Below are 22,863 nucleotides of genomic sequence, written 5' to 3'. Positions count from 1 at the left end.
ACACCACTAAATGAAAACCAACACTTCACTTTCGAGTGTGGTAGCTATGTTGTTGCTACTATGCTCATTTACTATTACGGCTCAAGATAAAAAAGAAGAAAAGAAAGCCGATTCTACAAAGATGGCTACTAAAGAACTTCCGCTAGAGCCTGCAAGAAAAGTTAAATTCAACACCAAACAAGGTACCTGGATATCGGTTGATGTGCATCCTGATGGAAAAACAATAATGTTTGACCTCATGGGTGACCTATACACCATTCCTATTACAGGAGGAAAAGCGACTCGTGTTACCGAAGGCATGCCATATGATGTGCATCCTCGATACAGTCCAGATGGGAAATCAGTCGTTTTTATCTCGGATAAAAGTGGATCTGATAATGTTTGGACGATGGATTTAAAAACCAAAGAACAAACGCAACTGACTAAGGATAAGAATAAACATCATTTTTCTGCCGATTGGACTCCTGATGGTGATTATATAGTTGGAACTCGTGGAAGAAGGAATATCAAGCCGTTTTTAATTCATAAAGACGGAGGATCAGGTGCTGGTTTGTTAGACGCGTCCAAGAATAAATCATTAAAAACAACAGATCCCGCTTTAAGTGCTGATGGAAATACCATTTATTTTTCTAGTAGAAACAATGCATGGAATTATAATGCGCAGCTTCCGCAGTATCAAATTATGACCTTTAGTCGCGAAGACGGAGAGATTGAGCGCATTACTAGTAGATACGGTTCTGCTTTTACACCAACTTTATCTAATGATGGTAATTGGATGGTGTATGGTAGTCGTTTTGAAGATGAAACTGGACTTGTTTTAAGAAACTTGAAAAACGGCGATGAACGCTGGTTAGCATACCCAGTACAAAGAGATGAGCAAGAGTCAATTGGTCCACTTGGTGTTATGCCGGCAATGGCATTTACTCCAGATAATAAAAATTTGATCGCTTCGTATGGCGGAAAAATATATTCTATTTCAATCGCTAACAACAATGCAATTGAAATTCCATTTGAGGTCGATGTAGAATTGGATATGGGAGCAAAGGTGTATTTTAAATATCCCATTTCTAATGATAAAGAAGCTTTTGTGACTCAAATACGAGGCGGCGTACCCTCGCCTGACGGAAAGAAATTGGCATTTACTGCTTTAAATAGGTTGTATGTTATGGATCTTCCGAATGGGACTCCAAAACGATTAACAAAAAATGAGTTTACTGAAGCTGATCCTGCTTGGTCACCAGATAGTAAGAATGTTGTTTTTACGACTTGGAAACAAGGCGGCGGACATTTATATAAGGTGAATGTTTCTGGTAGAGCAAAAATTGTTCAGTTAACAAAAGAGGCAGGAATTTTTAGCAATCCTGAATGGTCATATCGTTCTAATCGTATTGCTTTTGTAAAAGGAAGTGCACAATCGTATAACGATGCAATAGGTCCATTTGCTTCTGGCGCGCAAGACGAACTGGCCTGGGTGTCTTCAAATGGCGGACCGATAACCGTTATAGGAAGGTCTAAAGGAAGAGGGAATCCTCATTTTACAAGGGTGAATGATCGTATTTACTTAAATCATTTTCAAAAAGGGTTAATTTCTATTCGATGGGATGATACTGATGAGAAAGTGCATTTAAAAGTAACGGGTATTACCACCTATGGTTCTTCCGATGTATTTGGAAAAGGTCATCAGCATGCGGCCTTGCCAACTCATGAAGAAGGTTGGATGGAAAATAATAAAGCATCGAGACCAACGGAAATTAGAATTTCACCAGATGGTACTCGAGCATTGGCGCATATTAATAATGATATGTACTCAGTCTTAATTCCTAAAATTGGAAAAACACCATCCATTTCTTTGGCTAATGCAAGCTCAGCAGCATTTCCGGCTAGAAAATTAACTATTATGGGTGGAGAGTTTCCGACATGGAGTGGTAATAGTAAGAAAGTACATTGGTCATTAGGAGCAAGCCATTTTGTGTATGACCTTGATAAGGGAAAAGCCTTTGCGGATAGTTTAAAGTTGGCTAAAAAGAAAGAAAAAGAGCTTAAAGAGGCCGAGAAGAAAAAGGATAGTACCGAAAAGAAAGACGATAAAAAAGCTGATAAAGAAAAAGATAAAAAGAAGTCAGCCCCAAAATTCAAGGCCGATGAGTACAAGATAAAAGTCCCTTTTCAAAGAGCTATTCCTAATGGAACTGTCTTACTAAAAGGTGGCCGCATTATAACTATGAAGGGCAATGAAGTGATTGAAAATGGCGATATTTTAATCGAGAATAACCGAATTAAAAATGTCGGAGCATCCAGCAGTTTTAGTGTCCCTTCAGGAGCAAAGACTATTGATGTTTCTGGTAAAACGCTAACTCCTGGTTTTGTTGATACACATGCTCATATGTGGCCAAATTGGGGAATTCATAAAAATCAAATTTGGATTTACTCCGCCAATCTAGCCTATGGGGTGACAACAACTAGAGATCCGCAAACTGCAACTACCGATGTCTTGACCTATGCCGATATGGTTGAGGCTGGAATGATGCATGGTCCTCGAGTATATAGCACTGGTCCTGGATTAGGTTTCTGGGGATACAATATTAAAAGTCTAGAGCATGCAAAAGATGTGTTGAAGCAGTATAGCGAATATTATAATACCAAGACGATTAAAATGTATTTGGTTGGTAATCGTCAGCAGCGTCAATGGGTAATTATGGCTTGTAAAGAGTTAAAGTTAATGCCAACGACTGAAGGTGGTTTAGACTTTAAACGCAATATGGTTAATATGATCGATGGCTATCCGGGTCATGAGCATTCGCTTCCTATTTATCCTATTTACAAAGATGTGGTACAAACTGCCGCAGAGTCAGATATGGCGATTACGCCAACTTTATTGGTTTCTTATGGTGGACCTTGGGCGGAGAATTATTTTTATTCAAGAGAAAACCCATATCACGATAAAAAACTACAGTACTTTACGCCTTATGAGGAGCTCGCTCGAAAATCAAGAAGAAGACCAGGTTGGTTTATGGATGAGGAACACGTCTTTAAAAAGCATGCGGAGTTTATGAAGGATTTGGTTGAAGCGGGTGGAACCGGTGGAGTAGGGAGTCATGGTCAATTACAAGGTTTAGGATTCCATTGGGAACTCTGGTCGGTTGCAAGTGGTGGAATGAACAATCACGATGCTCTAAAAGTAGGAACGATTCATGGCGCAACAGCAATTGGTTTAGACGACGACCTGGGAACTTTAGAAGCAGGTAAACTAGCTGATATTGTAATTATGGATAAGAATCCATTAGACAATTTAAGAAATACTAATACCATTACCCATGTCATAAAAGATGGTGTGGTTTATGATGCCAATACGCTAGATGAGGTTGCTCCGGTTGTTAAAAAGGCACCAACATTTCATTGGCAAATGAAAAAGCCATCTGGTATTCCCGGAATGAAGAAGTAGTTTTAAGAAAAAATCTTAATCAAAACCTGCAAGGTGTCGTTCAAAGAACCTCCTTGTAGGTTTTTTTAATTCAGCTTATTAAATTTCTGGATTCTTCCAGAAAAAATGTAAATCAGGGTCAGCTTCCCAGCCTAGATGCTTGTATAGCTCTTGTGCGGGGTTATGTGTTTCTGTTTGAAGGACTAAACCTTTGTATCCTTGTTTTTTGCAAAATTCTTTAGCAGCGTTCAGCAATGCCGTGCCAACACCTTTAGATCTAATTGTTTGGTTGACATAAAGGTCATTCAGTATATACATGCGCTGGGCCGTGACTGATGAAAAAATGGGAAATAATTGAGTAAACCCCAATGGCTTTTGATTATCATCGAGCGCTAATAGAATGGTAGATTCCTTATTGCTAATTCGGTCTTGAATGAATTTTCTAGAGCCTTCTAAATCGCTTTCTTGTTTGTAGAACACACGATATGCATCGAATAGTGGAGCCACCAAATCGATGTGCTCATTATTTGCAAATACAATTTGCATACTATTTAGCTTTTGCCAGCTTTTTGCTTGTTTATTTCGTCTTGAAGTTGGCGACGTACTTTCTGCTCGCGCTCTAGAGCTCGACTTCGGTGGGCTTCAAACTCTTCTTCCACCTCACTTAATTTAGCTCGTGCTTGTTGAGTAACAAGATTACTATTTCGAAATTTATAGATGAACCAAACCAACAAACCTACTAAAGCAGTAATAATTCCCCATAACAGTGCATTATAAGCAGCTTTATTCATCAGTATACCAAGAAATGACATGCTATTTTTTTCCTTGGTAGTTTGTTCAAGGTTCTGATTGGTGTTTCCTAATTCAATTTTTAAATTATCGATTTGAGTCTGTTGAGCAGTAATGGTATTTTTTCCTTCATTAATTGATGCGCGCATCACCTTCAATGTATCTAATACATTTTGCTTCATTTTTAAAGCCATAAAGCGCTTAATCATCTCATATTCTTGATAATTAGGCGACTTTTTAAGCAACCAGGTAAGTTGGCTGTCGATAGTACCGCCATCAAGCGAACCTTCAACAGGAGCTGTCTGCGCTCTTAGTCCAGAACTGAATGAGATAAATACAAAAAGGATTAGGAGGTTGAAAAATTTCATGCTAACGGATAAATCAAAAATAAATTGTAATTACTGCTGTTAAATTTTTAAGTTATAACGAGTGCCACAATAACTTATTGTAAAAATACGTACTAATACGGTAAAATGGATGTTTGATACAGCTTTCTTATTAGTTGTTAGTTGTAAATAGTTGATTTTCAAAAACAAAAAATCCGCAGTTTTATAAAAAGCTGCGGATTTACTTTAAGTTATATAGGATCTAGTAATACGTATAACGTCTTACTTTACTAATGTATTTTGCTAATCTAATAACCTGATGACTGTAACCATATTCGTTATCATACCAGATATATAGTACTGCATTCTTTCCATTTTCAGTTACTATTGTCGCATTGCTATCATAAATAGAAGGTTGTGCTGAACCTACGATATCAGATGATACCAACTCGTTATTAAGTGAGTATTTAATCTGCTCCACAAGATCACCTTCTAGGGCATACTTTTTCATTAAAGTATTAAGTCCTTCTTTTGAGGTACTATTACCAAGTTCCAATTTTAAAATAGCTAGTGATCCATTAGGTACAGGAACACGAATTGCATTAGAGGTAAGTTTGCCTTCTAAAGATGGTAATGCCTTAGATACTGCCTTCCCGGCACCGGTTTCTGTAATTACCATGTTTAGAGCTGCAGCACGACCACGACGATATTTGCTGTGCATATTATCGACCAAGTTTTGGTCGTTTGTATAGGCATGAATTGTTTCTAAATGACCACTTACAACTCCAAGTGAATCTTCTACTGCTTTTAAAACAGGAGTAATGGCATTGGTTGTACAAGATGCTGCTGAGAATATATCAACCTGATCAGGATTATAATTTGTGTGATTTACACCGTGTACAATATTTGGAACACCTTTTCCTGGTGCAGTTAACAATACTTTGCTTGCCCCTTTAGACTTTAGGTGGCGACTTAGCGCTTCCTTATCTCTAAATGCTCCCGTATTATCAATTACTAAGGCATCTTCGATACCTAGTTTAGTGTAATCAATATCTTCGGGATTGTTTGCTGATATAATATTAACGGTAGTTCCATTAATTATCAATGCTTTTTTCTTTAAATCGGTAATTACTGTCCCAGAAAATTCACCGTGAATTGAATCTCCGCGAAGTAAAGAAGCTCTTTTTTCAAGTACATCCTCAGTTATTTTTCCTCTCGTTACAATAGCACGAAGTCTCATTTGACTTCCCTTCCCTGTTTTAGACATCAATTCACGAGCTACAAGTCGGCCAATACGACCAAATCCATAAAGAACTACATCCTTTGGTTGTATTTCTTCATTTTTATTAGCGCCACGAAGTTTGTTTAATACAAAAGACTTTACATTGTCATGTTTGTCATCTTCCAGATGATACTCATATGTCAACTTACCAATGTCAAGTTTTGCAGGTGGCAATTTGATTTGGTGAATTGCTTGTGCGATTTCTACGGAATCGAAAATTGAAATGGGTTTTTGAACAAACTCACCTGCATATTCATGTAAGTTTATAATATCACTTACATTTTTGTCGATAAGTTGATTTCTAAATAGCACGAGTTCGATGGATTTGTCATACCAAAGGTCGCTTACTATTTTAATAAACTCTACAGTCGCTCGGCGACGGTCGGCTTGAAAAGCAAGTTCTTTTTCGTAAGTGTCGTTTGCACTACTCATTGTAAAACGTTATGTTTAAATTTGGCGCAAAAGTATAAATTTCAAACGTTTTCGGAGAGAAAAATGATTAAAATTAAAAACCCTCGATGAACGACTGTTTATCGAGGGTTTTTCTTTTATACTATATGCTAGTGTTAGTCTCTAAAAATATAGCGTTCGGCTTCTAATTTTCCATTTAAAAAAGTGATTTTTTCAAGATCGTCCTGAATGTTTTTCTTTTTTAGTTTGGCAATATCACTAATGGATTTAATCTTAATTCCATTTATTTCGGTAAGAATATAACCTGGTCGAACATCCGTCGAATTATTGATAATAGAGCCTGCTTTGAGTTCATATACTCCTACACCATTTGAAATTTCATATTTCTCTTTATTCTCAGCGGAAATGTTACGAAGTTTCATACCAAGAAAATCGACCTCAAAAATATCGAACTTCGATAGGGTTACTTTTAATTCTTTTCTACTTCCATTTCTGTCAACTAACACATTCAGTGTTTCATTTGGTCTTTTTGAGTTTAAATAGCCTGTAAGGTCGGCGAATTTGCGAATACGAACTCGATCAATTTTTTTGATGACATCACCAGATTGAAGACCTCCTTTATCAGCTCCTGAATCTTTTTCAACTCCTGAAACATAAACGCCATCTACTTGATCAAGACCTTTTTCAATAGCTTCTTTCGAATTTCTGTTGAGGGTTGTGATGCCTAAAACACCTTTCTGTACGTCGCCATATTCCAATAAATCATCTACTACTTTTTTAGCAATGTTTGATGGTACCGCAAATGAATACCCAACAAATGATCCAGTTTGTGAGGTGATGGCGGTGTTTATTCCTATTAAATCACCATTAGTATTTACTAACGCTCCCCCGCTATTTCCAGGATTTACTGCGGCGTCAGTTTGCAAAAACGATTGATTTTGTTGATCAAACTCATTTAAATCACGTGCTTTAGCGCTAATAATACCCGCCGTAACCGTAGAAGTTAAATTGAAAGGATTTCCTACTGCTAGTACCCATTCACCAACTCGAACATTATCTGAATCGCCAAATGCAATGAATTGCAAATCAGTATCTGCTTCAATTTTCAAGACCGCAATATCAGTTTTGGGATCAGAGCCAATTAATGTAGCTGGATATGATTTATTATTGTTTAGGGTGACTTCTAATTCATCAGCACCTTCAATTACGTGATTATTAGTAATGACATATCCGTCAGGAGAAATGATAACACCAGAACCAGATCCTTCTCGTACACGTGGTTTTGAACTTCTCCCATAGAAAAAATCATAAATAGAACTTCCACCTTCTGAAGTTGCTCGATTTTTAACGTGAACCACGCTATTTACGGTTTTTTCAGCGGCATTGGTAAAATCAATACCTTCAATAGCAGCAGTTGCTATTGGTTTATTGGCCGTATATGTTGCCGGGATATAAGTAGGCATAGTAGCCTCTTTTGATGTTGTTTCTTGCGGAGTCTCTAAAGCAATTTTATAAAAGCCTAAGGTAAAAGCTCCTCCGATAACTGATGCTAAAATCAATGTCGATAATTTCTTCATTCTCTTTTTATTAGGTTTTACAATCTAGTATGTAGTCGAATTTAACATTTAAAATTACTTGAATATTGTATTTACTTCTCAACTTTAACCACACTTTAACAAGCTTAGGGCACTTGCATTTATTTGTACATTTGCATTGCTAATTAAATAATGAATATTACTTTTTACAAATACCAAGGTACTGGCAACGATTTTGTAATGATCGATAACCGCCAATATAATTTGCCCAAAAATGATACCAAAACAGTCGCAAGATTGTGCGATAGAAGATTTGGCATAGGTGCGGACGGATTGATCTTTTTAGAAAATGATGAATCGGCAGATTTTAAAATGGTATACTACAATGCCGATGGAAATCAGAGTACGATGTGCGGAAACGGAGGTAGATGTATTGTAGCCTTTGCAAATTATTTAAATGTTATTGAAGATGAATGTAGGTTTACGGCAATAGATGGTTTGCATCATGCGACTATAACTAACGGTATTGTAAAATTGCAAATGCAGGATGTAACTAAGGTGGAGCAGCATACCGGGCATTTGTTTTTGGATACTGGTTCGCCACATCACGTGCAAATAGAAACGGATTTGGATACATTGCAAATAAAAGACAAAGGGGCTCAAATTAGATATGGAGAACCTTATGGAGCTGTAGGAAGCAATGTTAATTTTGTATCTAAAATAAATGATAACAGTTTTCGCGTACGCACTTATGAGCGCGGTGTAGAAGATGAGACTTTATCTTGCGGTACAGGAGTAACGGCCGTAGCAATTGCAATGAATTTTCAAGGCGAAACTGATGAAGAGTTAATCAAATTACAATCAGAAGGAGGGCCACTTGAAGTCTCATTTACTAGAGAACAAGATTCATATACAAATGTGTTTTTAAAGGGGCCTGCCATTCAGGTATTTAAAGGAGTCATTGATTGGAAACATTAAACGGAGACCATATTAGCCTAAGGGCTTTAGAGCCTGAAGATCTTTCGTTTTTGAAGATGATTGAAAACGATCAGGCCATTTGGGAGGTAAGTCATACCCAAACGCCATATTCGTCGTATATCTTAAAGGAGTATTTAAAAAATAGTCACAAAGATATATACGAAATAAAGCAATTGCGCTTGGTGATTGATCATCTGGAAGAGGCAATTGGTTTGATCGATCTTTTTGATTTCGACCCTAAAAATAAGCGCGCGGGTGTAGGTGTTATCATCGCAGCTGGGGCCAACCGGAATAAAGGGTATGGAAGCGAAGCTGTGCAGTTATTAATTAAGTACGCATTCACCTATTTAGGAGTACATCAATTATATTGCAATATATCTGAAGATAATAGGCCCAGCATCCAGCTTTTTGAATCTTGCGGATTCAAGCAAGTAGGATTGAAAAAGGATTGGAATTTTATCAATGGTGATTATAAAAGTGAATTTTTATATCAGTTAATACGACCCTAACCCAAATATCATGAGTAACCTAAAAAAAATTGTTTTATTAATCTTATTGCTAGGTATTGTAGCAGGAGGGTTGTTTGTTTACAATTTCTACAATGTATTTTTTAACCCAAATACGGCATTTAATAACGATAAAGCTTTCGTTTTTATATCCAGTAATGCCTCTTTTGATGACGTTAGGGAACAATTGACACCTCTATTAAAAAACGTAGATGATTTCGAAACTACGGCAAACAAAAAAGGATATAAAATAAAAGGCGGTAAATATGCCATCAAGAAAGGAATGAACAATAATGAGATTGTTAATTCACTTCGCAGCAATAATATCCCTATTAAAATTTCATTTAATAATCAAGATCGATTAGAACTGCTAGCCGGACGTATTGCAGCGCAGCTAGAGAAGGATAGTGTCGATTTTTTAAATGCTTTTAGGGATGAAACTTTCTTAAAAGAAAAAGGGTTTAGTCTTGATGATGCACTTACCATGTACGTGCCCAATAGCTACGAAGTATATTGGAATTTGAGTCCTGAAGGTTTCAGAGATCGCATGTACAAAGAGTATAAGAGCTTCTGGAATACTTCACGTATTCAAAAGGCCAAGACAATTGGGTATACGCCAATAGAGATTGTTTCTCTGGCGGCTATTGTGGACAAAGAGTCTGTTAAAATAGAAGAACGCCCTAGAATTGCAGGAGTGTATTTGAATAGATTGAAAAAGGGAATTAGGTTACAAGCCGATCCTACCGTTATATATGCCATGCAAAAAGCACAAAATAATTTTGATTTAGTGATCAAGCGCGTGTTATCAAAAGATCTCGAAATAGATTCTCCCTACAACACGTATAAAAACATCGGTATACCGCCTGGGCCTATCAGTATGCCCGATATTTCTGCCGTTGATGCGGTTTTAAATGCTGAGAAACATAATTATATTTTCTTTGTTGCGGATATTGAAAGGTTTGGATATCATTTGTTTGCGGAAACGCATTCACAACATATAGCCAACGCCAATAAGTATCGACGATGGGCTACTCAAAACAATATTTTAAGGTAGTTGCATCACACCAAAAAAACCTGATTAAGCTAAGTAATTCATAATGAAGTGTTAACAATTTTATAATCAATGCCAAATTTGTGTTATAGTTACCACTAGTTTTGCTAAGCTTTATTCCCAACCAAATATATAATGTACGCCCTTTTAGGGTGATGAGTGCCCCAATTTCTTTAGGAAAGCTTTAACCATGCTATCTATTGATAGCAGTATGTTTGTAGGCTGTAATTTTAGGTAGATGCGCCCCACATCACGCCGCCATGTAAGATCGAAATAAAGAAACCGATCGTATATGGATTAACGGTACACCTAAAGAAATATATATTTATGAGTAAATTGATTGGTAGGAAAACTATCGTTCTTTGTTTAATGATCATTGTTAGTTTTGGGTTTACCTATGTAAACGAAACTGTTGCGTTGCGTGATATCATGCACCCTGACAATTTAGTTGAAGGTAATTTGGAGGCAAAAGTCCCAATGGCTAGCGAGGTTATTTTTATGTCCGAAAGACCAATTCCGTATTTAAGGAAGGAGTTTATTGGATTTAAAGAAGCACTTGCGTTTAAAGAGTCGCAAGGCAATTATTTTAGTATTAACACCTATGGGTATATGGGAAAGTACCAATTTGGTACCGGAACACTTCATTTAATTGGAGTTTACAACCCAAATAGTTTTTTGAAGAACCCTGCATTGCAGGAAAAAGCCTTTATCGCCTATACCTCTAGAAATAAATGGGTATTGCGAAAAGACATAAGTCGATTTGTAGGAAAACGTTTTAACGGAATCACAGTTACAGAATCTGGTATTTTAGCGGCTGCTCATTTAGCTGGTCCAGGACATGTAAAACGCTATTTACGCAGTGGTGGTACATTTAAGTTTGCCGATGCATACGGTACTACAATTAAGGACTATATGAAGAAATTTTCTGGGTATGATCTTTCAGCTATCCCAGCGAATAAAAAGGCAAAAGCTTAGATTTAATAAAATTGAATTTAGAAGGCGATAACGCAAGTTATCGCCTTTTTTGGTTTTGACCATTTCAAATCTAGCTTGATCTGCAATTAGTTTTCTATTTAGTTTATAGATTACAGTTCACCGGTAATAAGTAGTGAGAATGCTGCGTTTGATCACTTATTTCAAAAATCAAAACTGAAAAATGATTCAAAACATATTGATTAACAATATCTTATTCATGAAATGTTATCGTAAAAAAGTTTTTTTTTATAACTTTAGCATAATTAGGGCTATAAATTTTTGAGTGGTATTGTCAATTTATCTGGCATACCTGTAATTAAGTATCACTTTAAAGTTATAGCTATGGAATTTGAATTTGTACTCGATGGTCGCTCTGTGGATGTGCTTTTCGCCCTAGAAAAGTCAAAACCTAAAAAAGAAAAGCCCCAAAATTTTTGTCGAACTAAAAACCAAATAACACCAAATACTGGTGAGTAATGTAATATAGCCCGCTATGGGAGATTTAGATAATCTCGTTTTTTTAGCAACTCGCATGATCATTTTTTTGTGTGAAAAAGTTACCATACATTTTTGTGAGCATGGGAGAGAGGCCCCGACGCAATTGGAGTCCATTGAAGAGAAGCACTCGGTTTATATTTGTATGATAACATCCTCAATCGCAAGAATACCGTAATCCAACTGATAATTTTCCATTTTTAGTGGGATTTATTTCAAAGCTAAAAAATCAAATGAAAATTGATGGGCATATCCTAAAGAGTACTTTGTCAAATTTTTAGTGACTATTGTATTTATTTGTGTGGAATTGAACACCTTATTTTGGCTTCAAGGAATATTGAAAAAAAGTACTAATTATTTTAAATAAATTGTTGTGTTATTTGAAATGAAAAAGTACATTTGCACCCGCTGAATACGAAAGAATAGAATCTTTTAAATTTGGTAATGTTCTTTAAACATTGGAGAGGTGCCAGAGTGGTAATGGAGCAGATTGCTAATCTGTCAACGGGTAACCGTTGCCTGGGTTCGAATCCCAGTCTCTCCGCAAACATCTTTCAATGCTATAAAATATTTTCGGGGTGTAGCGTAGCCCGGTTATCGCGCCTCGTTTGGGACGAGGAGGTCGCAGGTTCGAATCCTGCCACCCCGACTAAAAAGCCAGAAATCATTATGATTCCTGGCTTTTTTTGTTTTACTGCATCACTGTAGTAACAAATCATTTACTTTCCATAAACTCAATTCATAATAAGTGAGACTTTATCCTTAGTTTTACTCGGCTCCGTATAATGCGCATTAATTTCAATAAACATTTAGTATGTCTAGAAAACTATTATTTATCTCATTTGTGGTTTCCCTTGGGGGATTTTTATTCGGATTCGATGCCGGAATTATTTCTGGGGTTATGAATTTTGCGGGGCCTGAATTTAATTTAACTGAATTACAATCTGGATGGGTAGTGAGTTCTCCGTCATTCGCAGCCATGATCGCAATGATTTTTTCAGGAAGATTAAGTGATTTTTATGGTCGAAAAAGATTACTCCTAATTGTTGCGTTTTTGTATGCGCTATCAGCTTTAATGTCCGCATTTGCTATTTCTTATGAAATGCTTTATATCGCTAGAATGATTGGTGGATTGGCTTTTGGAGCTGCCCTGGTTTTAGCACCAATGTATATTGCCGAGATATCTACATCAGAGAATAGAGGTAAGCTGGTTTCTATTCAACAATTAAATATTGTATTAGGGTTTTTTGCAGCCTTTTTTAGCAATTTCTTATTCAATAAGTATACCGGAGATAGCTCTTGGTTAAATGAAGAAAACGTTTGGCGATGGATGTTAGGAGTAGAGCTAATTCCTGCATTACTTTATTTAGCCGCCTTATTTTTTGTTCCTAGGAGCCCTCGTTGGCTATACCTTAGAAATAAGTTTGAAGAAGCAAAATTGGTCCTAAGTAAAGTGCATGGAGAGGAGCGAGGGTTAGTTGAAATAAACTCGATAGAAGAGAATATAGAAGCGGATAAAACGAAGGCCAAAGTAGCTATTAAAGACCTTTTTAAACCTGCACTGCGGTTTATTTTAATTGTTGGACTTGTTGTAGGAGTGCTTCAGCAAATAACAGGAATAAATGCTGTTTATTTTTATGCAACTTCCATTTTTAAGCAGACGGGAATTGGTACAGATGCAGCATTTTCATCAGGGGTATTGTTAAGTACCATTTCTGTAATATTCACATTTGTTGCAATGTATCTTATTGATAAAATGGGAAGAAGACCATTGTTGCTAATTGGTACAGCGGGAATCGCATTAAGTCTTTTACTATGCGCTTATGGGTTTAATAGCGCAACTTATAAATTGACAGCGGAGGACATTACAACATTTGAATTTGATGGATCGAATAAACTAGAAGTTTACGCAAATCAATTGTATGACAACGATGTGAGTTTTAAAAATGATATGAAATTAGCTTTGGGTAATCAAGTTTATGGCAAAAACGATGGTGCCATTTTAGAAGCCGCAACTACCATAAATGCAAACCTTATATTAATTGGTATTCTTGGCTTTATAGCATGCTTTGCATTTTCACTAGGTCCAGTAATGTGGGTGTTGTTATCAGAATTATACCCTAATAAATACAGAGGATTGGCAATTGGGACTATTGCATTTATCAATTCGCTAATAAGTTCTTTAGTGCAATTGGTGTTCCCTTGGGAATTATCAAATTTAGGTAATGCGGTAACATTTTTCATATTTGGAATAATAGCGCTTCTAGGATTCTTTATCATGCTCAAAATATTACCGGAAACAAAGGGAAAATCGTTAGAACAAATAGAAGCAGAGTTAGTTACGAAATAGTTTATTTAAAAATCAATTATCGCAATCTGCAAACGATCTGATAAACTTTAAGAAAACCCTAACTTAATCTTATCTTAAAAGAGGTGGAGCTTGGAAAGATTATTGTAGTTTTATTTCTACTAAATGCTAACCTTAATAACTACAACTGATGAAGAACAGAAAAGTTTGGATTCCAGCACTTATTGTGCTTCTTATTATTTCTTCCTATTTCCTAATTAGTAGTAAAGATGATGAAAACGTCATGATTACAGCTGAAGTAACTTCAGGTGAATTTATTGATGAGGTTTTTATCTCGGGGGAGCTACAATCAACTAGTCTTCAAAAGATTAAAGGTCCTGCAAACCTCAGGAGATTTAGACTGAATCAGATTAAAATACAAGATTTGGTTCCTGAGGGGACTATTGTTAAAAAAGGAGATTATGTTGGGAAATTAGACCCCAGTGGCGTAAACGAGCTAATCTTAGATGCTCAGCTCAATTTAGAAACGGCACAATCAAAATATACTCAACAACAATTAGATACTACATTAACGCTTAAGCAGGAGCGTAACGCGGTAAAAGATCTCAAATTTCAAATTGAAGAAACGCAGTTAGAACTTAAACAGTCCATTTATGAGCCGCCGGCAACAATTAGAAAGCTAGAAATCAATCTAGAAAAAAAGGAACGAGACCTTCGTGAAAAGGAGGAGAATTATTCAATTAAGAAACGCCAAGCTGATGCTAAAATGATCGAAGTAGGAACAGAAGTTTCTAAGAATAAAAAGAAATTGGCTGACCTTGTTAGTTTGCAGGAAACATTTACCATTTATACTGACAGCCCCGGTATGATAACCTATGTAAAAAACTGGGATGGTGGTAAGCGAAAAGTAGGTGGTAATATTAGTCCTTGGGACCCTGCAATAGCCAGTCTACCCGACCTTACTAAAATGGAATCGAAGACCTATGCAAATGAGGTAGATATTAGAAAAATAAAAAAAGGACTTCCCGTAAAAATTGGTTTTGATGCTTTTCCGGAAATGGAAATTGAAGGCGTAGTTACTGAAGTTGCGAATGTAGGTGAGAAAAAGAGAGGGTCGGACGTCAAACTATTTCAAATACTTGTTAAACTCAATAATACCAATGATGCTTTGCGTCCAGGTATGACCACTAGTAATCGTATTATAACCAATACTAAGAAAGATGTGCTAAGTGCGCCCTTAGAATCTGTATTTACAAAAGATTCTACAAATTATGTGTTTAAAAAATCTGGTTTTTCTATTGTAAAACAAGAAGTTGAATTAGGTGAAGCCAACAATGATCATATTATTATAGCGAAAGGCTTAAAAAGTGGAGATGTTGTCTACTTAAATAAACCAGACGGTTATGAAGATGCATCGATTAAGGCGATAGAGTAATGATCGATAAGGTATTAATTGAAAAACTGAGTGCTAGCATTCAGGAAGCAATACGCGTTATTGCGGCAAATAAACTTCGAACATTTCTTACTGCATTAGGAATCATTTTTGGTGTAGGGGCGGTTATTACCATGCTGGCAATTGGCAAAGGAGCTGAAAAAGAAATTCTCGCTCAACTAGAGTTGATTGGTGTTAATAATATTGTTATTACTCCAATAGAAGATAAGGAAGAAGATGAAAATAGCGAGGAGGATGGAGATGATAAGGAAACTACAACTCGCTTTTCTAAAGGGTTAGATCTACTAGATGCCCAAAGCATTCTTGCTAATATACCATCAGTAAAAACCGTGAGTCCAGAGATTGTGATGGATAACTATATGATTCAAAACGGTCGACAGCAAAGCATGAAATTGATAGGGGTCGATGACAATTTCTTCAAAATATCGGATATCTATATTGAGCAGGGAAAGAATTTTTCCCGCATTCAACAACAAAATGCATTGCCAGTTTGCATTATCGGTAAAAACGTAGAAAACAAACTTTTCACGGGCCAGAACCCGCTAGGAAAGAGTATTAAAGTGGGTAACGTTTGGCTTAAAATTATTGGTGTAATCGAAGAAAAGCTGATTTCTACTGAAGCCCAGGATAACCTAGGTATAAGAGACCTTAATCGAGATGTATATATTCCAGTGAAAACCTTCTTAGTTCGATTTAAAGATCGAAAAATCATCTCAGATGCTCCTCAACCCGAAGGGAATATTATGATTTTTGGTGGCCAACAAGATGGACCTAAAAAAAGAATTCCACGTGGTAATTATCATCAAATTGATAAACTTACTGTTCAGGTTGAGGAATCTGCCTTCCTACAACCAACAGCAGAGATTATTGGACGTATGTTAAAACGTAAGCATAATGATGTAGCTGATTTTGAGATCACAATCCCCATTCAACTTCTAAAACAACAACAGAAAACAAAGCAAATTTTTAATATCGTACTAAGCATCATAGCAGGAATATCATTATTGATTGGTGGAATTGGAATTATGAATATTATGCTAGCATCGGTATTAGAACGGACAAAGGAAATAGGCATTATGCGAGCGATAGGCGCAACCAAACAAGATGTTGTAATGCAGTTTTTGTCGGAGTCCATATTAATTAGTTTAGGTGGCGGTGTTGTGGGTGTTATTCTCGGGATAATTGCTTCGATCTTATTAGAGAAGATTTCCGGAATTGAAACTGTCTTAACTATTAACTCAATTATTCTATCATTTTTTGTTGCGACCACAGTAGGTCTTGTTTTTGGAATTTTCCCTGCTCGAGCCGCTGCCAACAAAAAGCCAATTGAAGCCATTAGAACTGAATAAATCTATGAGAAACTTTCTTTTATTTCTAATTACCGTCTTGTGCATTGTGAGTGTGCAAGCACAAACAAAAAAAATAACCTTAGAAGATGCGATTAAGGTCGCTCAAAAAGAATCTCCGGATTACGTCGCCGCCGTTAATAGATTTCAATCGGGTTACTGGGGATATCGTCGGTATCAGGCTGGATTTTTACCTGGACTTAGGTTGGATGCAACCTTACCAAATTATTCAGAGTCGGTAACTAGAATTCAAAACGATTTGGGACAGGATATTTTTGTGAATCAAAATCAGGCTATTACCGATTTGAATTTATCACTTAGACAGAATGTGCCTTTTACTGGAGGTGTTTTTTCTGTTCAATCGCGTTTAGACCGTGTAGATATTTTTGGTGAAAATGAAACTACACGTTATAATATAATCCCATTTTCATTAAACTATTTTCAAAATTCACTTTTTTACAATCCATTTAAATGGGATAAAAAGATTGAACCGCTACTTTACGAGGAGTCCAAACGTGATTTTGTTGAGAAGATGGAGGATATTTCATTGCGCACTTGCCGACGCTATTTCGGGTTGCTGCGTTCGCAAATTCAACTAAAGATTGCAGAAACCAATTTGGCGAATCAAGATACCTTGTATAAAATTGCTCAAAACAGATTTAAGATTGGGAAGATTGCTGAGAACGAATTATTGCAATTAGAATTAAGCTTGCTCAATGCTAGAAATAATAAAACGAATAGTGAGATTAATTTGAAGCAGACTTCACAAAACTTAGCCCGTTTTCTGCGTTTAGAAAGTGAGGATGTTGAGTTGTCCGTACCAGAAGAGCTGGCATTGTTTGATGTAAGCACTCAAAAAGCCTTAGAGGAGGCACAGAATAATCGAAAAGCGGTAATCGAATTCAGGAGACGACGTTTGCAAGCGGAAAAAGAAGTTGCCCGCGTAAAAGGAACGAATAGACTGCAAATAAATTTAAATGCCAATTTTGGTATTTCTCAAAATGGGAATGATTTTGACCAGTTGTTTGGTAACTACCTAAGGCAACAAAGTGTTAGTTTGCGTTTAGGTGTTCCAATTTTTGATTGGGGTGTTTCAAAAGCAGAGCGCAAAGTAGCAGAGGCCGACCTAGAGCTTACCAATACCAATATTGAGCAGGATCAAGAGGCATTTGAGCAGGAAATATACCTGCATACACTTAATTGGTCTAACCAACGTCAATTTTTAGCTACAGCAGAGAAAGCTCAAGAAGTTGCAGCAAAGCGTTATGATATTTCTAAAGCTCGTTTTATTCTAGGTAAGATTACCATCACCGACCTTAATTTAGCCCAGCAAGAAAAGGATATTGCGATTGTAGACTATCTAGAATCTTTAGAGAAGTTTTGGGTTGACTATTACACACTTCGTCGTCTTACGCTGTATGATTTTATTGAAAAAGATAAGATCAGAGCAGAGGATTTAGTTTTTGACTAAATAAGATTTCTTGGTTGAACCAAAAGATGGATAACTCATTACCTTTATTCCCACAAAAGCACTAAACCAAAAATGGATTTAAAATCATACGTTCGAGATATTCGCGATTTTCCTAAACCAGGAATAGTTTTTAAAGATATTACACCACTTTTAGCCGATCCTAAGGCCTTAAAAGCTTGTTTTGGTAAACTGTACGCTGAGGTAAAAGATCTTGAAGTAGATAAAGTGATAGGTGTTGAATCTAGAGGGTTTTTATTTGCCCCTATGCTAGCAGGTACATTAAATGCCGGATTTGTACCCGTTCGTAAACCAGGTAAGCTTCCGTTTGATACGTTTGAAGAGAGTTACGCGTTGGAGTATGGTACAGATAGACTACAAATGCATACCGATGCTATAAAAAAGGGTGATCGTGTGGTTATTCATGATGATGTGCTTGCTACAGGAGGTACGGCAAAAGCAGTATGTGATTTAGTGACAAAAGCAGGAGGAATCATCGTGCAATGCAACTTTGTAATGGAGTTGGAATTTTTAAAAGGAAGTGATAAACTGGAGTTTCCAGTAAAATCAGTATTAAAATACTAGTCTAACGCACGTTTAGTTACGTACAATTTCCATCCGAATATAGCCATTTGCCATTTTTTGGCTTTGGCAAGATCCAAACGTCTTTTAGTAAAACTAGGTAGTACGGCTTTATTAATCGTAGCTAAAAATTTAAACCAGCTTCGCTTCATATAGTATGATTTGTGCCGAAATGTACTAAAAATTACCCAGCCTAGGATTTTGGGTAGCCTTTTAGTGGTTGTTTAGATGTGCTTATCCAATAAGAACTTCTAATGCAGTAGTAACGACGTAAACAAGTAAAGCGATCATTTTGTGTTGGTTTTAGAGATTAATAATTGTTTGTGTTTGTTGATTGTTCAGCCAATATAGATGAATTGAAATCTCACCACCAAACGTTTTTATCAAAATCTATATAAGTGAATACACATATATAAGTGAAAATATAGATTGTGTTTCGATATTTAAAATAAAGTCTTCAATAAAGTTTTTATTTGAAAGTATAAAAGGTATTAATTGTTATGAATCATAATAATTGTAGGGACTTTTTGAGGTTGGTTTTTAAAACCAAGGGGGTTTTCGTTAAAAAAAGATCGCTTTTAGCATGTTTCATCTTTTTCCTACAAATCCTGACATAAAAAAAGCACCTACTTTGAGGTGCCTTTTAACAAAGAAAATATGAATGTATACTACTTCTTTTTGGTTATGACAACGACAACGCCGTTCTTTCCTTTTTCACCATATAGTTTTTTTGCAGCTTTTCCTTTTAAAACATTAACTGATTCAATATTATTATAATCTAGTTTCGCAAAATCTTCTTCACTTATTATTTCGCCATTCAAAACATGAAGTGGGGTTAGTCCAGGTTCTACTTTGAATGATTGGCCGCTTGGGTACAAATAGTCGGTATCTGGTTTATGTGTATCTGATATAGATCGTACTATTAAGTTGCCATTTTCTTTGCCAACAGCAATATTGGGTATTGGGTTATTGCCCTTTTTAAATGTGGCACTGCTCTTATTGCCTTTATTGTCATTCAATGTGATTCTGATACTTGTTATTTCATTATTGCTATTGCGTTTTAGCTTCGAAATTTTCATGCCGATATTGAAAGTTGTTTTCAATTCTTTGACCATATCATTTAAATAGGTATCACTACTATTCTTTCCTACAACAAAAACAAATTCATATTTTTCAGTATCGACACCATCTTCATATTTCAGTTTTGAAATAGCAGCAGTTTTAATCTGATAAGGTTGTGCAACTTCTTTTTCGTCGTCGTATTCAACTTCTTTAATAACCATGCCTGAAGATACTTTCCATTCACTCTCCTCATTTACCTCTATTTCTTCTTCTTTTTCTTCGTTCTCCTCTTCAATTTCAACTTCTTTTTCTTGAATGACGCTTCCTTGTATTTTTATTTCAACTTCATCTTCTTTTTCGGACTTCATATAAATACTACCCTCTTCATTAATTCCTAGATGAATATCTTTTATACCTAATGGATTTGATTCGCTTGAAGAAACAACACCTTTTTCCCCCTTCATTTTAATAGAAATTGATGTGATATGCCCCTTATCATTGCGCTTAACATTATCAAATGTTAGTTTATATCCATGTTTGTCTTTCAGCTCTTTTTTTAATTCTTCAAGTTGAACATCACTCATATTTTTAGTAATCTTAACCTGAAAGCCACTTTTGGGAACAACTTTTATTTCACCTTTTACCTCATATGCACCATCCTTGGCGTCTTTGCCATATTTCTTAATGGCGCTACTAGGTTTAATCATTTTAAGTTCACCAAGAATATGCAACTCTTCATTTTTAGTGTCTTTTAGATCAGTCACTTTTCCATTTAGAATGATCAATGGGTTTTTTCCCATTTTCTCTTCTTTCTCTTGAGACTGATTTTTATATAAATCGGGAATCATAAAACGATCTGGCAAAATTAGGAAGCCACTTTCATCACCATTTTTAGTAACAATACCGTTTTGCTCTTTGTCATAAAAAAATGAGAATTTTTTGGATTTATTAAAGTCAACAATAACCTTGGTATCCGATTTAGATTCACTGCTAAAAAGTGGCACAAGAGTTACTTTCTTGAGTAGTCTACTAGTTGCATCAAACTGAGGATTTAACGTGATAGTTACCTGTTTATTAGACTTATTAAAAGCTGCTTCGATCGCGCTTATTTCTTGAGCTGTTGAAGCCCTAGTAATGAAATAGTGGTCGGCTTTAACAACTTTATTGAATGTAGGTACTACCAAAATAGGATCAAGCAATTCATCATCTTTTAAAACCTCAAAATGCAAATGTGGTCCGGTAGAAAGTCCTGTGCTACCAACATAGGCTATTACGTCTCCTTTATTTACTTGATCGCCAGAAATGACATTAAACTTAAGCAAATGAGAGTATCTTGTTTGATAAGAGCCTTTATGATTAATGATTATTCTATTCCCATGCTTTCCATCCTTTTTTGCTAAAGATATAGTACCACTTTCGGCCGCAAAAACTTTAGTTCCTCTGATTGCAACTAAGTCAATTCCGTTATGAAATTCTTGCTTTTTGGTAAATGGGCTTTTATGCATTCCAAAACCAGATGAAATATTTTGTAGGTCCGATTTCGCAATAGGACTTATAAATGAAACGGCGCTAGTTTCATTAACTGAAGGTTTAAACTTCGTTTCCTCCTTTACATTAAAACTATATAAAAAGAGCGCTAGCAATGGCAAGATAAATGCCATTTTGAATAAATTTCGCTTGTGCGAACTTTGTTGATTGATCATAATAATTCGTTTTTTGATTAATGAATTGAAAAAGTTGTTTACAACAGCTGTGCAGTAATTTCCTAAGGAAACTTTTAATAGTATCTGCTGATATATTTTTGATGCATTTAAGGTTTCTAAGGCTTCTTTGTCCGCAATAAATTCTAAATTTTGTTGAATACTGCGTTTGTAAAGCCATACAAATGGATTAAACCACTGGAATGCCAGAAAGACTTCTGATAGTACCATATCTAAACTGTGTAATTGTCTACAGTGCACTTGCTCGTGTTCTATAATGGCATCAAGCTCATCTTTTGAATATAAATCTGGATTGTATACAATTGTTTTAAAAAATGAGAAAGGAGCAATTTCATCATCTACCATCACTAGCTTGAATCGACCATTTTTCACAGTTTTTTTATTTTTGGTCAACCTGCGTAGCGCGAGTAGTTGAAGAAGGAATCTACTCATCATTACTAGAACTCCAATGACATAAACTACAGCCAAAACTGCAAGCCAGTTAATTTCGGATTCAGTTTGAACAGGTATTGTAGCCGTTTGAAAATTTGCATTGGTCATTAATACAGTACTAGCTTCAACAACTGGTCTTTCAATGTAAGTCACCTTAGTAAAAACAAGAAAAGGAAGCGCAATTGCACTTACTAGTCCTGCTAATAAAAAATGCCGATTCGCTTTGAAAAAAGTGTCTCTTTTTAAAAATAACTGATAGCATGCATAAAAAAGACTTGTAATAGCTGCTACTTTAATTAGGTATATAAATAGCTCCTTCATTATTGCTTCTTTTCTATTAGTTTGATGATCTCTTTTAACTCCTCTACGCTTATTTTTTCTTCTTTCGCAAAAAAGGAAACAACGTTTTTGTAGGAATTATTAAAGTAGTTTTCAATAGCCTTATTCATAAATCGCTTGCGATAATCTTCTTTGGCAATAATAGGGTAGTAGCGATGTGTTTTACCAAAAGCTTCGTATGCGACATATCCTTTCTCTTCAAGATTTCTAATAATGGTAGATAACGTATTGTAATGAGGCGGATCGCTTTTTATTTCGGCCAGAACTTCTTTTACAAAAGCTTTTTCCAGCTTCCATAAAATGTGCATTACTTCTTCTTCTTTGTTTGTGAGTTTGTGCATGATTATCCAATTGATGTTTCAAATGTATAACTATAAAAATAG

17 protein-coding genes and 2 tRNA genes are annotated in these 22,863 nt (G+C 35.8%); 12 read left to right on the top strand and 7 right to left on the bottom strand.

From position 1 onward, the window contains the following. Positions 1-10 precede the first annotated feature (10 nt). Positions 11-3,442: an amidohydrolase family protein gene (locus GWK10_RS01145; protein WP_164029062.1), complete on the top strand. Its 3,432-nt coding sequence runs from the start codon at positions 11-13 to the stop codon at positions 3,440-3,442. 78 nt (positions 3,443-3,520) lie between these two features. On the opposite strand, the gene GWK10_RS01140 is transcribed toward GWK10_RS01145, so the two are convergent. The 4 genes from GWK10_RS01140 to GWK10_RS01125 form a co-directional block, all read right to left on the bottom strand. After that, positions 3,521-3,967: a GNAT family N-acetyltransferase gene (locus GWK10_RS01140; RefSeq protein ID WP_164029061.1), complete on the bottom strand. Its 447-nt coding sequence runs from the start codon at positions 3,965-3,967 to the stop codon at positions 3,521-3,523. A gap of 5 nt (positions 3,968-3,972) precedes the next feature. Further along, entirely contained in the window at positions 3,973-4,578 is a 606-nt protein-coding gene (locus GWK10_RS01135) for a tRNA (guanine-N1)-methyltransferase (protein WP_164029060.1), read from the bottom strand. A 220-nt stretch (positions 4,579-4,798) separates the two neighbouring features. After that, on the bottom strand, positions 4,799-6,250 hold the full coding sequence (locus tag GWK10_RS01130) for a glyceraldehyde-3-phosphate dehydrogenase (protein ID WP_164029059.1): 1,452 nt from the start codon (positions 6,248-6,250) through the stop codon (positions 4,799-4,801). A gap of 134 nt (positions 6,251-6,384) precedes the next feature. Next, positions 6,385-7,806, bottom strand: coding sequence for a S1C family serine protease (locus tag GWK10_RS01125; protein ID WP_164029058.1), 1,422 nt, complete (start codon positions 7,804-7,806; stop codon positions 6,385-6,387). 150 nt (positions 7,807-7,956) lie between these two features. On the opposite strand from GWK10_RS01125, the gene dapF reads away from it, so the two are divergent. From dapF to GWK10_RS01070, 11 genes are all read left to right on the top strand, one after another. Further along, the gene (dapF, locus tag GWK10_RS01120; protein ID WP_164029057.1) at positions 7,957-8,742 is read left to right on the top strand and encodes a diaminopimelate epimerase; all 786 of its coding nucleotides are present in this window, start codon (positions 7,957-7,959) and stop codon (positions 8,740-8,742) included. Next, on the top strand, positions 8,730-9,251 hold the full coding sequence (locus GWK10_RS01115) for a GNAT family N-acetyltransferase (RefSeq protein WP_164029056.1): 522 nt from the start codon (positions 8,730-8,732) through the stop codon (positions 9,249-9,251). Before dapF ends, GWK10_RS01115 begins: the two co-directional genes overlap by 13 nt. 10 nt (positions 9,252-9,261) lie before the next feature. Beyond that, on the top strand, positions 9,262-10,302 hold the full coding sequence (mltG, locus tag GWK10_RS01110) for an endolytic transglycosylase MltG (protein ID WP_164029055.1): 1,041 nt from the start codon (positions 9,262-9,264) through the stop codon (positions 10,300-10,302). 324 nt (positions 10,303-10,626) lie between these two features. Beyond that, entirely contained in the window at positions 10,627-11,274 is a 648-nt protein-coding gene (locus GWK10_RS01105) for a hypothetical protein (RefSeq protein WP_164029054.1), read from the top strand. 955 nt (positions 11,275-12,229) lie between these two features. Then, positions 12,230-12,313 (top strand) — tRNA-Ser (locus GWK10_RS01100). A gap of 30 nt (positions 12,314-12,343) precedes the next feature. Next, a tRNA-Pro gene (locus tag GWK10_RS01095) sits at positions 12,344-12,418 on the top strand. 165 nt (positions 12,419-12,583) lie between these two features. Beyond that, positions 12,584-14,119, top strand: coding sequence for a sugar porter family MFS transporter (locus GWK10_RS01090; protein WP_164029053.1), 1,536 nt, complete (start codon positions 12,584-12,586; stop codon positions 14,117-14,119). A 148-nt stretch (positions 14,120-14,267) separates the two neighbouring features. Further along, positions 14,268-15,512: an efflux RND transporter periplasmic adaptor subunit gene (locus GWK10_RS01085; RefSeq protein ID WP_164029052.1), complete on the top strand. Its 1,245-nt coding sequence runs from the start codon at positions 14,268-14,270 to the stop codon at positions 15,510-15,512. Continuing rightward, positions 15,512-16,879 (top strand): ABC transporter permease, encoded by a 1,368-nt coding sequence (locus GWK10_RS01080; RefSeq protein ID WP_164029051.1) that lies wholly within the window; start codon positions 15,512-15,514, stop codon positions 16,877-16,879. The genes GWK10_RS01085 and GWK10_RS01080 overlap by 1 nt, the downstream gene beginning before the upstream one ends. A gap of 4 nt (positions 16,880-16,883) precedes the next feature. Next, entirely contained in the window at positions 16,884-18,347 is a 1,464-nt protein-coding gene (locus GWK10_RS01075; protein ID WP_164029050.1) for a TolC family protein, read from the top strand. A gap of 72 nt (positions 18,348-18,419) precedes the next feature. Beyond that, positions 18,420-18,929, top strand: a complete 510-nt coding sequence (locus tag GWK10_RS01070) for an adenine phosphoribosyltransferase (RefSeq protein WP_164029049.1) — start codon at positions 18,420-18,422, stop codon at positions 18,927-18,929. Here GWK10_RS01070 and GWK10_RS01065 read toward each other — a convergent pair. From GWK10_RS01065 to GWK10_RS01055, 3 genes are all read right to left on the bottom strand, one after another. Next, positions 18,926-19,078, bottom strand: coding sequence for an SsrA-binding protein (locus tag GWK10_RS01065; RefSeq protein WP_164029048.1), 153 nt, complete (start codon positions 19,076-19,078; stop codon positions 18,926-18,928). The two genes, GWK10_RS01070 and GWK10_RS01065, sit on opposite strands and share 4 nt — an antisense overlap. Before the next feature lie 516 nt (positions 19,079-19,594). Further along, entirely contained in the window at positions 19,595-22,462 is a 2,868-nt protein-coding gene (locus GWK10_RS01060) for a M23/M56 family metallopeptidase (RefSeq protein WP_164029047.1), read from the bottom strand. Then, a complete protein-coding gene (locus tag GWK10_RS01055; RefSeq protein ID WP_164029046.1) occupies positions 22,462-22,821 on the bottom strand; it encodes a BlaI/MecI/CopY family transcriptional regulator in 360 nt (119 codons plus the stop codon). The genes GWK10_RS01060 and GWK10_RS01055 overlap by 1 nt, the downstream gene beginning before the upstream one ends. Between the last annotated feature and the right edge of the window lie 42 nt (positions 22,822-22,863).

The sequence above is a fragment of the Spongiivirga citrea genome (assembly GCF_010671565.1).
In the GTDB taxonomy this organism is placed as follows: domain Bacteria; phylum Bacteroidota; class Bacteroidia; order Flavobacteriales; family Flavobacteriaceae; genus Spongiivirga; species Spongiivirga citrea.
This window is presented reverse-complemented; position numbering and strand designations above follow the sequence as displayed.